General features: G+C 40.0%; 14 protein-coding genes. 5 read left to right on the forward strand and 9 right to left on the reverse strand.

Annotated elements, in window-relative coordinates:
* Positions 1–17: 17 nt before the first annotated feature.
* The 9 genes from QKW49_RS11195 to QKW49_RS11235 form a co-directional block, all read right to left on the reverse strand.
* Complete coding sequence (locus QKW49_RS11195; RefSeq protein ID WP_282867614.1) at positions 18–1,919, reverse strand: V-type ATPase 116kDa subunit family protein; 1,902 nt, start codon at positions 1,917–1,919, stop codon at positions 18–20.
* Between the two features lie 10 nt (positions 1,920–1,929).
* On the reverse strand, positions 1,930–2,982 hold the full coding sequence (locus QKW49_RS11200) for a V-type ATPase subunit (RefSeq protein ID WP_282867615.1): 1,053 nt from the start codon (positions 2,980–2,982) through the stop codon (positions 1,930–1,932).
* A gap of 4 nt (positions 2,983–2,986) precedes the next feature.
* Positions 2,987–3,298 carry a hypothetical protein gene (locus QKW49_RS11205; RefSeq protein WP_282867616.1) on the reverse strand — a complete coding sequence of 104 codons (312 nt, stop codon included), beginning with the start codon at positions 3,296–3,298 and terminating at the stop codon, positions 2,987–2,989.
* A gap of 165 nt (positions 3,299–3,463) precedes the next feature.
* Positions 3,464–3,967, reverse strand: coding sequence for a flavin reductase family protein (locus QKW49_RS11210; RefSeq protein ID WP_282867617.1), 504 nt, complete (start codon positions 3,965–3,967; stop codon positions 3,464–3,466).
* Positions 3,968–4,156: 189 nt separating this feature from the next.
* Positions 4,157–5,479, reverse strand: a complete 1,323-nt coding sequence (locus QKW49_RS11215; protein ID WP_282867618.1) for an anti-sigma factor domain-containing protein — start codon at positions 5,477–5,479, stop codon at positions 4,157–4,159.
* Between the two features lie 4 nt (positions 5,480–5,483).
* Positions 5,484–6,185: an RNA polymerase sigma-I factor gene (sigI, locus tag QKW49_RS11220; RefSeq protein ID WP_282867619.1), complete on the reverse strand. Its 702-nt coding sequence runs from the start codon at positions 6,183–6,185 to the stop codon at positions 5,484–5,486.
* 136 nt (positions 6,186–6,321) lie between these two features.
* Complete coding sequence (locus QKW49_RS11225; protein WP_282867620.1) at positions 6,322–6,552, reverse strand: hypothetical protein; 231 nt, start codon at positions 6,550–6,552, stop codon at positions 6,322–6,324.
* Positions 6,553–6,792: 240 nt separating this feature from the next.
* A complete protein-coding gene (locus tag QKW49_RS11230) occupies positions 6,793–8,136 on the reverse strand; it encodes an ammonium transporter (protein WP_282867621.1) in 1,344 nt (447 codons plus the stop codon).
* 348 nt (positions 8,137–8,484) lie between these two features.
* On the reverse strand, positions 8,485–9,636 hold the full coding sequence (locus QKW49_RS11235) for a sialidase family protein (protein ID WP_282867622.1): 1,152 nt from the start codon (positions 9,634–9,636) through the stop codon (positions 8,485–8,487).
* A gap of 184 nt (positions 9,637–9,820) precedes the next feature.
* Between QKW49_RS11235 and allB the strand changes: the two genes are divergently transcribed.
* From allB to QKW49_RS11260, 5 genes are read left to right on the forward strand one after another with little or no spacing between them, the layout of a single operon-like run.
* On the forward strand, positions 9,821–11,239 hold the full coding sequence (allB, locus tag QKW49_RS11240; protein WP_282867623.1) for an allantoinase AllB: 1,419 nt from the start codon (positions 9,821–9,823) through the stop codon (positions 11,237–11,239).
* Positions 11,240–11,272: 33 nt separating this feature from the next.
* Positions 11,273–12,802, forward strand: a complete 1,530-nt coding sequence (locus QKW49_RS11245) for an ABC transporter ATP-binding protein (RefSeq protein WP_282867624.1) — start codon at positions 11,273–11,275, stop codon at positions 12,800–12,802.
* Positions 12,799–13,899, forward strand: coding sequence for an ABC transporter permease (locus tag QKW49_RS11250; RefSeq protein ID WP_282867625.1), 1,101 nt, complete (start codon positions 12,799–12,801; stop codon positions 13,897–13,899). Before QKW49_RS11245 ends, QKW49_RS11250 begins: the two co-directional genes overlap by 4 nt.
* Complete coding sequence (locus QKW49_RS11255; protein ID WP_282867626.1) at positions 13,886–14,809, forward strand: ABC transporter permease; 924 nt, start codon at positions 13,886–13,888, stop codon at positions 14,807–14,809. Before QKW49_RS11250 ends, QKW49_RS11255 begins: the two co-directional genes overlap by 14 nt.
* A 39-nt stretch (positions 14,810–14,848) precedes the next feature.
* Positions 14,849–15,898, forward strand: a complete 1,050-nt coding sequence (locus QKW49_RS11260; RefSeq protein WP_282867627.1) for a BMP family ABC transporter substrate-binding protein — start codon at positions 14,849–14,851, stop codon at positions 15,896–15,898.
* Positions 15,899–16,087 lie beyond the last annotated feature (189 nt).

Below are 16,087 nucleotides of genomic sequence, written 5' to 3' on the forward strand. Positions count from 1 at the left end.
ATTATTTAGGTGTGCGGTTATTCTTGCCCACTCTCCAGTGAAACAAACGGTCGGCCTTCACCGCTAAAGAATCGGCTGAACAACTCATAGAATTCCAACCTCAGCACTTGAATTCCTACGATTAGACCTTCCAATCCAATCACTAAGATATTTCCTATAATAATAATCAATAAACTGTTTAAGCCTTTTGTGGTTTCAACAAATCCCATCACAACCGCCAGCATTCCCGCATGGCTGAGTGCGAATGCTCCCACTCTGACAAATGAAATGGTGTTGGTAACAAAGCTTAACAGCACTTCAAACATTTCAAAAAAGGTTTCAACAAAGAATTCACCTTTATCTTCCGGAAACCAGTCTCTCTTTTTATGTATCAACCTTTCCAGCGGTTCTTTCATAAAAATGCATATCAGTGGCATCACAAAGAAAATCAATGCGAAAAATAACGTTAATACCGTCTTCCCGCTTATAAAAGAATAGACTGCCGATCCAATCACCGCCCAATAGAATATAAATCCCGCAAGACCGTTATTATCAAACAATACTCTAGCCAATTCCTTTTCTTTAATGCCATTGATAATATTTATAATCATTGCAGAAGTAATTAATACGATCCCAATCCCTATGGCAATCATCAAAATGGTATTGATATTGTTCATCGGCTTTATCCACAATGTTGGAATAAGATGTTCATGTCCGAATATGCTTCCATATAGCAAACCGAAAATCATGGACGAAGTCCCAACCGGCACCAGTACCTTACCCAAATCCATTCCGCGTTTCTTATACAAAACCCATCCCAGCAGCGCCAGAACAGCACCCTGTCCCAAATCACCGAACATCATGCCAAACATAAAAACATACGTGAGTGCCAGAAACATGGTTGGATCCACCTCATTGTACGAAGGCAGTCCGTACATCTTTACAAAAGCTTCAAAAGGTTTAAATAGTACAGGATTTTTCAATATGGTAGGAGGCTTCACTTTTTTTACTATCTCAGGCTCTTCGGCAATATATGTAATGCTTTGTTCTTTATCCAATTCTTGTGTAAACTTCTTTAAATATAGCTCAGGAATCCACCCTACAATGTAAAAAGATTCCCGCGTATGTGCCGCAAATCTTCTGATATTAAACGCCTGATATAATTGCTTTATAGAAGCACAAACCCTAATAAGTGTTTCTTGCTCCTTTGCGACATATTCATCCAGCTCCTGCTGCACACGGTTTTTTTCATTATTTAACCGTTTGAGCTCATCATTAAGCTGTATTAACGCCTGTGCGGGAGTTCCACTGACTTTGCCCGATATGCGTATCCTCTCAAAGTACAATGAGGAGAATATACTGTCAATTTTCTCTTCATAAACATCCGGTGTGAAATAGATCCCCCAGACATAGTCGGCCTCCTGTAAAACCATGATAAAGAATGCTTCTATATCTTGCAGATACATTTCCAGCTTTTTATAGCTGTCCTTGGGCAGCCGCCCAAAGCGGAATTTTATAAAACGAAAGTTAAAAAGTCTCTCCAGTTCCACGTCTACATCCTTCATAGGCTTTAACTGTTTCACTATTTGCGTGTTTTCTATCATGTTTTTCTCGATTTCTTCTTTGCGGTTCTTAAATACCTTTAGTCTCTCCCCCACGGCGTCAATATACTTTTCCATTTCTGCTATAGAATCCGCGGACGGGCTCTCCCATTTCCCTTTTAATGAGAGATTTACATATTCAACGATCTCTTTGGACTTCTTCATAAGGCTTTCATAAGGATTTTCTTCAATATAAGGGTACAACCCTTTGACATTATCCAGGACACTCATGGCATTTTCAAGATGAATATTATTTTGTAAAATATGATCCAGCATAAAGCTGTCTAACTTATTCTTCGGTCCCACGATATTAATAAACTTCATCTTTAATATGGCCATACCCACCACCTCACTTTTCCAATCCTGCCACAATATATTTTTTTATCTGATCAGGACTAAGCTGATATCTAATTCCTTCAATAATCGAGATAATATTACGAATTTCTATTTCTTTCAAATGCAAATACGCCATTAAAGAAGCAATGGAAAAAGGCTGACGCATTAAAAGTCTCTTATGTAGTTTATATACATAGTAAGTGAAATTTTGCTCATAGAAATACTCTTTACCCTCTAAAAAAATCTGATTATATTTTGTGGTCTGTACGAGTTCCAGTACTTCTTCGGGTGTCTTTGCCTCAACCATATTTATCAATTGCGCTTTACTAATCCTATATGTAAACGGAATGGTGTAGCTGTATATAATTTCTTTTGGCGTGTTATAATACTTTTTACATCTGTAAATCCACAGTATATTCAAAATATCAATTTCACTGCCAAATGACTGTAGTATCGCTTTATGGTCTTCATTCTTCAGCAATTTGTCTTTTTGCTTCCAAAGGCGGGTAAAAAAATACATATCCAAACTCATCTCAATACTAAATAAGTTTAGATGCTGGGTGTTGGTAATAAAGGGAGAGAGTACATCATAATAAATACTGCCTTTTAGGTTTTGAATAAATTGCTGAATATCTTTGGATGATGCAACATTTTCGATATCAATCGTACTGTATTTCCTCAGAAAAATTAAAGAATCATGAACTAGCTGGGTATTGTGTTCTGTGTCCAACACCCTTAAAAGAATTTTAAGATCTTCTATTTCGTATCTCAAAAACGCAAGCTTTAAGAAAGCTTTAGCGTTACCTTGTACAAATCTGAATAGTTTAATATAATCATTGATAAGCACCTTTTTAAATACTTTTTCCAATTGACCTCTATGAATTGTAGTTTCATTTATTTCATCTAATATTGTTTGATAGTGCGTATTATACTTTAAATATGCTGCAACATCCTGAACTGACCTTTTTACTACCAATTCTTCATAATCGGCAGATGTTAGGCTCCTTGCCAGCATGACCCGAACCTTTGCATGCAAACTGCTATATCTGTATAATGATAATGACATGTTTTCACCGCCCAATAATCCGGTTCATCAACAGATCTTCCCATTCATCCTTTTTTTCTGCTGCATATCGGATCATGGACTCCGTCTGCTGCTTCACCTTACTGTTGATTTCCTTAATTCTACTCTGGGCCTCTTGCATTTCACGTTCTCTGATTTGTCGGATTTTTCTTTCAACCTTTGAATGTATTTCCTGTTCCATGTCCTGTATCTCTAATTCTAAAGCTTCATCGATTTTTTGCTTTTCTTGATCCGCATCATCCACAATCTGTTGTGCTTTTTGCTCAATTTCGAGAATTTTCTTTATAATCGCATCCAAAAAAATATCCCCTCCATTCGTGCCTACGGTTTCAAATTTAAGACGAGGGGGCCAAAGAATAAGAATTCTGAACTCCCTCGTCCGGAAATACAAAAATACATTATAGAATTGACATATCATATATTATATAAAAAAAAAACCAAAATGTCAAAATTTCCATTGTTATTAGTCTTTCATGTAACACGCTACTATTTCACCAAAGAATAAGGTATGATAGTCGCCATTTGGATAACATCTGGTATCATATTCTTGATTTAAGGAATTAGAATCTACGTCTTTTTTAAAGACTACCTTGCACTCAAAATGCAAGTCACACTGCTCAATGACAGGAACATCTACTACTTTCCCGGAGACAGGCGTTAAACCGCATTCTTTAAATTTATCAATATCCCTTCCTGACTTTGCACCACATAATGCCAATTCTTTTTTCAAGCTGCTAAAAGGTACACTTACGGTAAACTCTCCGCTTTTTTCAATAAGACCATATGTAAACCTGGATTTTCTAACAGGAACAATAAAAATCGGCATTGCCCACATTCTTCCTACAAATCCCCAGCCAATGGTCATAGTATTTAGCTTTTCTCCTTTTGCTGTCAAGAAGATCCCGCTTCCTGCAAGCCCACGATTCACCTCTGTCATATAGCGATCATAAGGTACATCTTTAAACATGATGATCTCTCCCTTCATTTTCTTAAGAGTTTAAAGACTCGCCTCCGTCTGAAGCCACCATTTACTAAAGCATGAGTAATCATATATGATATATACCCACTCTCTGGCATCCATTATTAAATATATACAACATTTTTAATAAATATCCTGCCATTCGTAAAAAAACAGCATCTGAAATGCTGTTTTTCATCAATCTTTTTTGTTCTTCTCTTTTTTATCTTCATTCTCATTCTTATTTTCATCTTCATTCTGTCTACTGGCTTTGTTGCTGTCTTTATCTTCATTTTCGTTTTTTGCTTTTCCTTGGCCGATGGTTTCGCTCTGATCTTCTACATCTTTATTATACAAATCCTCTCGTACTTTTGAATCTGCTTTTTTTTCTTTCTCTTCATTTTGTTTATCTTCTTTTTTTGCACTCTCCTCCTCTATATCGTCGTTCTTAGATGTCTGTTTTTCGAGCGGCAATGACACGTTCGGCTGTTGAGACGTGTCATCTTTCTTTTCCTGTTTTTTCTGTTCCACAGGTAGTATTTTATTATCTTGATTATTTTTTTGTCTTGTATTTTTCTCTTCTTCTATCTTCTTATTGTTCTGATTTACTTGATTCTGTTTTTTGACCTCCACCGTGTCTTCCTTCTTATCTACATTTCCTTGTTTATTATCAACTTTATCCTTATCGCTAGCTTCTTCTTTTTCTTTTTCTTTATCTTTTTCTTTTTCTTTATCTTTTTCTTTATCTTTTTCTTTATCTTTTTCTTTTTCTTTTTCTTTTTCTTTATCTTTATCTTTATCCTTCTGCTTCTTTATATTCTCCATAATATCTTTTACAGATTTATCCTTTACTTCGTCGATGTCCGCATCGGGAGACACCTGTTGAAGCTGTTCCAATAGAAGAAATTTACCTACCGAAATACTTTCCTCTCTAGCCAGAACACGTTTTTCAATAGTTACTCCTTCGGCAGTTACGTGTCCTTCAATATCGCTATTGTTCATTTCTCCGGCAGCATACTCTTTTACTTCCTCGCTGATTTTTTTCGCCACCTTTTGTTTTGAAGAAGATACGGTAATAAATATTTCATTATCTTGACTATCCTTTAAATAGTTTTCCTCATGCGCCTTATCAATTAGAGTAGTGATTACAACGTTCACTTCTTTATGCATAAATCGCTGAGAGCCGTCTATTATTTTCTTCCCATCCTCATTCAAGGGTTGTACGTCCAAAACCTTTTCAAACCTATTAAGGACTATTTCAACGCTAGGGTTAATATCCATACTCACATAGCTATATGGAGAATAATATCCGTATAACCCTAACCCGATAGCAATAACGAAGACTGCCGCAACAGCTGCGATTCTCTGCAAAAAGGGTAAATATCTAATATTTGAACCGGTTTGCACATCTATTTCTTGTCCTTCTCTGCATCCTTCCACATATTTTATCTTTTTAAAACAGCCATTATTATCAACTACAATCATATTTTTTCCGTCTATTTCAACCACTATCGCCTTCATTAAATCACCTCCAATTAATAAAGTCACGGATAAATTCATATTCACCTAACATAATTACAACACCGGCGATGATATAATTACGTCCACGTTCTATTTTTTTTCGGTTAATCCTTAACTTCTCACAAACTTTTGCAACCGGCAAGTACCTTTTCTTAAGTAAAATGTCGGCAACACTTTTATCACTCACAATACATTGAATGATTTTTTGATAAAGCTTTCTTGTTCCTTCTTGCTTTGGCGATGCCTGTGCCACATCCGAAAAACTGATTTCCCAATACGCCAACTCTTTCTTTAACTCTTCTAATTCAATCCGCCTTGCCCTTTCCAATTCCAACCGGTCATATTCATCTATCGCTTCTCGCATACTTAAATCATACTCTTCATGATCTTCAGTATTTAGTGAGCCTTCTATAGAAGTTTCATTACTGTATTTTTTCTGTTTTCTATAGTAGTCGACTAACCTTCTTCGAATAATCTGACTGGAAAAAGCTAAGAAATTCCCTTTATTCCGGTCATACCCATTAATCGCCTCATGAAATGCCATTAAGCCAATACTTAATTCATCATCTCTGCCATATTCAACATATCTACCTGTTGATTTTTGAACACACGATGCGATAAAAGGTTTATATTCTTCAATAAAACTATTCAATTGATCCGGATCATCCTTTATGGATATAACCCTTAGCGCTATGGCTTTATCCATAATTGCCTCCCTTATTACTCCCTCATATATGCCAACAAACATGAGTATATTATTATAAATATTCGTATTCTTAAACCGGCAATGCTCACTCCGCTATACGCAAAGAATATTAAATTGCCCCTATCCATTCATATCATTATCGTATACTTAATCTTTCATCTTGTATATAGCTTCTGATAGACTTAACAGAAATATTAAATTTTGACGCTAATTCCATCACACTACTGTTAGGATGCTCTATCAGATATTCTCTGATAGCCGAGAAAACTTCATCATACTTGGATTTGCATTGTGGACAAACATTATAGCTTCCAGTGCTATATATGTATACATTCCCGCACCTGATGCAATTTGCAAGCTTACTCAAAATTACCCCTCCAATTGCAGTATTATACTACATATCAAATACTTTAACAAAAGCAATTATTAACATTATCTATAATAGTATTCGTACACAGTAATATTAAAAACAGGGTAATTTATAACAAATTTAAAAACAATCATGCTATTTATGCGTTCTTACGTAGAATATTTCTAAGAAATAAACAAAGACACCCTTATTAAAATAAGGATGCCTTTTTATAAATTTGCTTATCAAATTCTATGCTTAAAAAATATTAGCTGTAGATGAAGGGTCTGTATAAGCTGAAATTCCATGTTCTCCGATGTCCAGCCCGTTACTTTCTTCTTCTTCAGATACTCTGATTCCTATGGTTGCCTTCAGTGCACCAAATACGATCAGACCCATCACTGCCGCAAAACCAAGGGCTGCTGTAACACCTAAAGTTTGTACGCCCAGAAGCTTGATACCGCCACCGTACAGTAAGCCACCTTCTTTTGCAAACAATCCAACCATGATAGTTCCGAAGCTGCCGCAAACTCCGTGAACAGATATTGCACCAACAGGATCATCGATTTTAGCAACTCTATCAAAGAACTCGACAGCTAATATCATCAACACCCCTGCAATACCACCAATAACCAATGCGCCATTTGGAGTCACTGCAGCTGTTCCGGCAGTAATAGCAACGAGGCCCGCCAAACATCCGTTCAATGTTAAGCTCACATCCGGCTTACCGTATTTAACCCAACTAAATAGCATGCTTGTAATGGTTGCAGCTGCACCTGCCAATAATGTAGTTACTGCGATTGACGCAATATCCGGAGTGGTACCTGAAATGGTACTACCTGGATTAAATCCAAACCATCCGAACCAAAGAAGAAGTACGCCTAATGCGCCGAGTGGAATACTATGTCCCGGAATCGCATGAACTTTTCCATCTTGTGTGTACTTACCGGTTCTGGCACCTACCATCCATGCCCCGATTAAAGCTGTGACCCCGCCAACGCCATGTACAACTGTAGATCCTGCAAAATCAATAAATCCTAAGTTTGAAAGCCATCCGCCTCCCCAAATCCAGTGACCGATCACAGGATAAGTAACGGAGCAAATAAGTATGCAGAAAAACAAATATGCACTGAACTTTGTTCTCTCAGCCATGGCACCGGATACAATGGTTGCGCAGGTGGCTGCGAATACTGCTTGGAAAAACCAGAAAGCATCTAACGGTATTCCGAAATCAAACAAATCACGTTGTGTCAATGCAAAACCTTTCGCGCCGATCAGACCTGCGATGTCCGGTCCAAACATCAACGCAAACCCTATAAGATAATAGGCAACTACACCTATTGAAATCGTCATAACATTTTTCATAATAATGTTTACTGTATTTTTAGATTGTGTGAAACCTGCTTCTACGCAGGTAAAGCCTGCATGCATTAAGAAAACCAGAAAAGCCGCTATCATTACCCAAACCGTGTCTATAGCAACCGCATTACTCTCGGGTGTAGGGCCTTCAGCAGCAAATGCCGCAACAGGCATACATAAAATTAAAATAGAACTTAAAACAAGCATTAAAATCATTCTTAACTTCATTGTTCTTAACATCATTGTTACCTCCTTAAATATTTGACTACTGTAAATATAAAACAAAAAAAGACGCAATCCACTAAAGAGATTCCTCTCTCTAATGAAGCGTCTTTACTTCGGTTCCATATTACAACCCTGTAATAATAACTTAAGTACATTATAAAGTATTTCTCTATAATTTGCAAGTATTTTTTATAGGAAATTCATTTTCGCTCGCAATATATAAATGTATGGAATTAATTCACGTTGTTTTTTTATTAATATCGCCTGTTTTTCCCCATCAGTATAATCGCCTTGTCTAACATGAGTATGAAAGCTATTATCCATATCGGTGCAAGAGTATACCCTTCGCAGGTTTGCAAATAAAGGCTATTTTCCCATAGCTTTGTTTACAAGAATTTTCAGTCCGGTGCCTGGAGTTTCGCATTTACCTTTCAAAATATCTTCTTCGGTAATACGTGCCATAAGGATTTCGCGTTGAGAGACTCGTTCCCAGTCGTAAGTCACATAAATAAAACCGTCATCTGCCTCTTTTGCGTCAGGATAGGATACCTCATTGCGCTCATCAAGCAGTAGAAAACCCTTCCAGGTTTCACCGTCATCATCACTGAGCATAGCAGTCAAGTGCGAACGCCCCTTCCAGCTTTTCACATCGCCCTGTGCCATAATATCTTCTATATCAATGTGCTCGGTAAAGTTATAATGATTAATCATAAGTAATCGACCGGATTTTAAGCGCCTGATATGAAAACGGGAACATGGGCCGTCAATATGTGATTTACGACCAAGAGTCCAGTTGAACCCTCCATCAGTAGAAAAACTTTCGCCAATGCCATCAAAGGTTCGGACCAGCATCCATAGGGTACCGTCGTTCTTTTCTACAATCATATGCTCGTCAAAACTGCGATTGGGAATATCCGCATGGCCACGAAGAGAAAAAGTTTTCCCTTCATCTTGGGAGATATAAACATTAGAGAATTGCTCATTCTGTAGGCCATGATCCTCAGCGGGCACACTACCGCTCTGGTTGCACCAAATGGCACAGGGAAAAAGCCATTCACCATTTTTAAGCACCGTGGGTTTATTCATCATTATACCGTTGGCAATGCGGCGCGGTTCTGTCCATACAAGCGCATCAGCGTCCGGATTGTCGCAAATTGAGACCCATACGCCACTTCTGCCATCGTTAAACCCTCGTGCCTGAGTCCAAGTCATCCATAAACGATTGCGTGGATCGATCCATAAATTCGGATCGTAGATTCTACATTCCGAATCCGGGTGTTCTACTACCGCTGTACAGGACTTAAAAGTATTACCATGGTCGTCACTAGTGCAAAGTACCATTATATTTCCGCCTACTTCAGCTTCCTGTCCAGAATAAAAATTGACAAATATTCGTCCTTTTGCAGATACTTCTATTGAGGGAATTCCCTGCCATTTGCGGTATTGGTCCGAAAACCTCTCTTCAGTCGGGTTGACGAAGATTTTAGCGGGATTTAATGCTGAATCTTCATTCATCATGGTTCTCTCCTCCTATTTTTCTAAAAAATTGTCCGTGACTCATCACATGTGATTAGTTATTATCTTATCAACCAATATATATATTGTCAATATTATCAACCAAAATATATATTATTAACAATATTTTTTTAAATTATTGACAAGAACAAAAAAATAAGATAATCTAAACATATACTACTCATCAATGATGAGCTGCTATTTGCAAAACATTTTAAAAAAGGGGTTCAATATGTTAAAAAGCATAAAGATTTTTAAAGGCGGAAAAATCATTTTACCCGATAGAGTGATGGAAGGCACACTAATTGTAGAAAACGAAAAGATTTCAGCGATAATTTTTGGAGAATATGAGGGGATTGGAGAGGTTATCGATGTTTCGGGAAAGGTTTTGTTTCCCGGAGTTATTGATACCCATGTACATATGTGGGACCCTTCACCATCAAACTATCGTGAAGATTGGTATCATGGATCACAGGCTGCAGCTGCGGGCGGAATAACAACTATAGTGGATATGCCGCTAAGTGTTCCTCCGGTAACAACAAAGGAAGGCTTCAATCTTAAATTTAAAGTCGCAAATGAAAACTCTTTTGTGGATTTTGCATTTTGGGGTGGGCTGATCCCTTCGAATATTGATAACCTAGCCGAACTTGATAAATTGGGTTGTGTTGCCTATAAAGGCTTCATGAGCTTTGCAAACGCTGATTACCCTCAGATCACCGATGGTTATTTAGTCAGGGGCATGCGGGAGGCGGCCAAATTTGGAGGTCTAATCGGTGTGCACGCGGAAAATGCTGAAGCAGCTGATTTTGGAAGCAAAGACTTAGAATACGCCAACTGTCATGATGAAGCTATGCACGATGACGCTCGGCCTTGGTGGGTAGAACTGGAAGCTATTCAGCGTGCAGTTCTATTTGCACGCGCTAACAACGCACGGCTATACATTTGTCACATGACCATTGCTGAAGGTGCTGAATTTCTAAAAAAAGCTAAGATGGAGGGTATAGACGTTTCGGTGGAAACATGTCCTCACTATTTGATGTTTGATAAATCCATCCTCCGTGAGAAAAAAGCTTACGCCAAATGTAATCCCCCTATCCGAAGTCGAGAAAATGTAGAAAAAATGTGGGAATATATTATGGACGGCACCATTGATACCATCGGCTCAGACCATGGACCGTACAGTGATGAAGAAAAGGTAAAAGAGGGTAGTTTTTGGAAGGAATACTGTGGCTTTGGCGGATTCGATGCTATGCTGGCCGGTCTGATTACAGAGGGTGTTCATAAACGCGGATTGTCTTTGCCCCGCTTGGCTCAGCTCACATCTGGTAATGCAGCCCGCATCATGAACCTGTTCCCAAAAAAAGGCAGCTTACTGCCGGGTGCTGATGCCGATATAATAGTAGTAGACATGCATAAGGAATGGTCATATGATGGAATGAAGTCTTTGTCTAAGACTAAGAGCAAAAAAGGCATATATCAAGGTGTCCGGCTAAAAGGCAAGGTCACGCAGACATACGTACGCGGCCAAATGGTGTATCACGACGGTGAGATCAAAACTGAAGCCGGGTATGGTGAGTATGTGCCTAAGCAGTGGTCAAATAAATAACAAAGATAACAGAAAAATAAAGGGGGATTGACTTTGGCATATGCAGTTGAATTAAAAGGAATCACCAAAATCTTTCCTGGTGTTGTGGCAAACAAGAATATTTCGCTTGGCATCGAATGGGGCAGTATTCATGGTCTTATTGGTGAGAATGGAGCTGGAAAGACCACGCTGATGAAAATTTTATATGGCATGTATCGCGCCAATGAAGGTGAAATTTTCATCAGCGGAGAAAAAGTACATTTTCACAGTCCCAAGAATGCAATTGCGAAGGGTGTAGGTATGGTACATCAGCATTTTACATTGGTACCTTCACTCACAGTGGGCCAAAACATCATGCTCGGACGCCCGATTTGTAAAAAGAGTGGCCTTCTCGATTTTACTTTAGCGAACAAAACCGTCAGTGAGTTGGGTGAGGAATTTGGTCTGAAAGTAGACCCGAAAACACTTGTAAAAGATATACCGGTAGCTATGCAGCAAAGAGTTGAGATTTTAAAAACACTATACCTTGGTGCCGATATCCTCATCATGGACGAGCCTACAGCAGTACTTACTCCGCAAGAGATCGAACAGCTGTTAAAAACATTGGTGTTACTCAAAGAGAAAGGTAAGTGTGTCATCCTTATCACGCATAAACTCAAAGAACTGATGAGTGTTACCGATAATATCACCGTTTTACGAAACGGCACTATGGTCGGTCAGGTAAAGACCAGTGAGGTTAACGAGAAGAAAATCGCAGCCATGATGGTGGGCAAGGAGATTGAATTTGAGGTTCCTAAAGTAGAGGCACATCCTACGGATGCGGTACTATCTGCAGAACATCTATGCTATCGTAATAAGTTCGGTGTGTTGGCACTTGATGATGTAACCTTTAATGTACGCAAAGGTGAAATCGTGGGTATTGCAGGTGTCCAGGGCAATGGACAAACGGAGCTTATCGAGGTACTCTCAGGAATATGCAATCAATATACCGGCAGCATCACTCTTTGCGGGCAGACTGTTGATAACAAAAAATCACCCCTTATGCGCCGGCAATATGGCCTTGCGCATATACCGGAAGACCGTCAGACAATGGGAGCTGCACTTGGCGCATCATTGCTGGAAAACTTCATTATGGGTGGCCTTGACGATGCGAGCTACACTTCTCATGGACTGATCAACTATAAAAAGGCCGGGAAGATAGCTGAAGAGCAGTACAAACTATTCGATGTCCGCTTTTCCGGGTTGAATAGTTCGGCCGGCTCTCTCTCTGGCGGCAATTTGCAGAAAGCCATCGTTGCCCGCGAGATATACCGTGACCCACAAGTGTTAATTGCTGCGCAACCCAGCCGCGGTGTCGATATCGGTGCCACCATGTTCATCCATGAGAAATTAATCAAAATGCGAGATAATGGTAAAGCAATTATTCTTGTCTCGAGCGAACTTTCTGAGATCATGTCTCTGAGCGACCGTATCCTTGTAATGTATAAAGGCACGATTGTGGGCGAAACTACTCCCCAAGAAAGCACTGAAGAAGATATCGGTCTGATGATGGCCGGTATCAGAAAAGAGGTGAATCATGTATGAACTTTGAATTCCAGCAAAAACCCATTGGCCTTAAAACAGCCTTTGCTGCTGTTATTTTGGGTGTAATCATCGGCTTTATCATGGTGATTTCCTTTGGATATGACCCCTTTCATGTATTTGGTACGCTGTTTAGGGGTGCATTCGGAACACCAAAATCAATCGTGACCAGTCTGCGTTGGGCAACCCCATTGATGTTTACCGGTGTTGCCGCGGCACTCAGCTTCCGTGGGGGCATGTTCAATTTTGGCCTCGATGGCCAGCTCTATGTAGGGAGTCTTGCAGCGACTATCGTCGGTGTTACCTGTGTAAACCTTCCTGCTATGATCCTTATACCGGTTATGATGATTGTCAGCATGATCTTTGGCGCGATGTGGGCTTTTATCCCGGTATTCATCAAAGTACGCCTTGGCGGAAGCGAGATCGTACCTGCACTTATGCTGAACTACGTTGGTATCTATATTACCGACTATATCGTTCACTATTATTTTTTAGCCAGCGGCACAAACGGCGATAGTCTGAAGACAGAACGCATTGCCCAGCAAGCACAATTCCCAAATCTCTTCAAAGGCTATCAACTTACCGGTGCAATCCTTATTGGCCTTGCCGTTATATTGTTATTCTACCTTATGATGAAAAAAAGTAAATTTGGCTACAACATTTCAATGAGTGGCATGAATCCTGAATTCGCACGTTATGGTGGTATAAATGTAGATAAAACGCGCATCCTTGTCATGCTCATAAGCGGTGCTTTAGCCGGTCTGGGTGGTGCAATTGAAATTATGGCTATGCGCTGGCGTTTTGAATCCGGCTTCGCTCCTTCCTTTGGCAACGATGGCATTCTCTGCGCCCTATTGGGCAGCAGCACTCCATTTGGCACGCTTGCCGGAACATTGTTCATGGGTGCGCTGAAAGCCGGCTCTCTTGCTGTCGAACGCTACACAGATATATCTCGTGCACTGGCGACTGTTATCCAAGGCACTATCATCTGCTTTATCTCTGCTCGCCTGATTTCGAAATATGTTGGCTTAGATAAGATTAATGAAAAACTGAGGAAACTCTTTCCAAACTCAAGGAAGGACGGTGATGAGAATGCCTGAACTATTGATCTTGGGTGCCATCATTCGTATGACAGCTCCAATCCTATTGGCTGGTACCGGTGCACTATACAACGACCGCGCCGGTGTAACAAACATCACTCTTGAGGGTTCTATGTTGTTGAGTGCCTTCTTCTCTGTTGTATGCAGCTATTTTACGCACAACTGGGTGCTCAGTGTAATTATAGGCATTGCAGTAGGAATCATTGTTTCTCTAATATTTTACCTGGCTACTTCTGTTCTAGGCGGTGACGAATTGGTTGTTGGCTTTGCCATGAACGTTCTAATTGACGGACTTTCCATTTTCCTGCTCAAACAGATCTTTCATCGTTCAGGCTCTATCGTATCGGATAAGATCGCAGGTATTCCTCTTATCAAATCACAGATGCTTGCCTCGATACCTGTGATTGGCGACCTTTTGAATAACCAAACATGGATCGTCTATTTCTCTTTTATTTGCGCGATACTGACCTATATTGTGCTGTATCACACTCCGTTTGGACTAAAAATTCTTGCATGCGGAGAAAAACCCCAAGCAGCTGCCACAGTCGGTATCAACGTAAATAGAATACGATTTATCTGCAATCTCATCAATGGCGCGCTTTGCGGCCTTGCAGGCACACAAATCTCGTTGGGATTTTTAAATCTGTTCACGCAGGGGATGACCGTTGGCCGCGGCTTTATAGCGCTGGGTTCTGTTATTTTCGCTCGCGGTAATCCTCTGCGTCTTATCGCCATTACCTTGTTCTTTGGGACGGCTGAAGCTATATCCAACAAAGTTCAGCTTATGCAGTTCCCCTCAGAACTTGTACTTATGCTACCATATCTTGCAGTAGTTATCCTGACTCTAATACGCGTCGATCACTTTAAAAGAATAAAAATAGTGAAAGATGTTTCCGAGCAGGCTAATTAATGTAGGATTTGGAAATATAAAAGAAAGAAGGGTTATGAAATGAAAACATTTGTAAAACTGATCAGCCTTGTTGTTGTAATTGCATCAATCATGGCAATCTTCTCCGGGTGCGGTTCCAGCAATCCTGGGGCAAATTCCGATGCTGCACCTCCTGCGCCTGCCGAGAACAATACGGCTAAGGCCCCTGTGCTAAAAGCTGCCATGATCACTCCTCAGAAGCTGGGTGATAACGGCCCAATCGACGCTTGCTATGCCGGCCTCCAAGAGGGTGGTAAAGATTTTGGCTATGAGATCAAAGTGCTTGAGCCGGAATCCGGTGAATACGAGGACAGTATCCGTGCCATGTGTGATGAGGGTTACACGCTCATTTTCACCATCTTCTCTCAAATGCAGGATGCTTTGTCACGTGTTGCACCCGAATACCCTGATGTGCACTTTGTTCAAATCCTCGGCGACTTGGATATGGATAATGTCAAGACACTGAACTTCAAAGATCAGGAGGCCTCTTTCCTAAGTGGCATCGTTGCTGCTAAAATGACTAAAACAGGTAAAGTTGCTGTTATTGGAGGCGCAGAGGTTGGCGATAACATTCGCAACATCGCAGGTTTCGAGGCCGGCGCCCGTGAGGCAGATCCAAACATCACAGCAACACATCTATATGTAGGTTCTTTTGAGGATCCTACCAAAGGTAAAGAGCTTGCTACTACACTGCTGAACGACAACTATGATATCATTCTGGAGGTTTGTGCCTCTTCTTCCATGGGAATTCGCGAAGCTATCAAAGCAAAAGGCGGTACCACATACATGATTGGCAATTGTGTTGATGAGAGCATGGCTATTCCAGGCCAGGTTCCCTGCTCTAACTTCACTAACTATCGCAGCTGGTTTTACAATACCATGAAAGAAGTTGCCGGAGGCAAATTCGAAACCGGTGTTATCAGTCAAGGTCTTGCCGAGGATGCTGTAGACTGTGTTTTTGCGGATGACAGTGTGATGGCTGTGCCGCAGGAAATCAAAGATATTGTAGAAAGTTACAAGCAAAAGATAATCAATGGTGAGATCGTACCTCCCTCAGAGATTAAGAATTAATTTATAGCTGTAAGAAGCTACGCACTAGCAGGTTTGCTCATGCGTAGCTTCCCATCAAAATAAAATGATATTTTTAAGTTTAGGAATAGAATCAAAATATAAGAATTGCAGGACATACACCGGCTTTTATAATGTGGTTGAATATTTCCTGCCTGTATGATATGATTATTCAAAAAAAAATAATATACT

Source organism: Petroclostridium sp. X23 (assembly GCF_030013905.1).
In the GTDB taxonomy this organism is placed as follows: Bacteria; Bacillota; Clostridia; order SK-Y3; family SK-Y3; genus X23.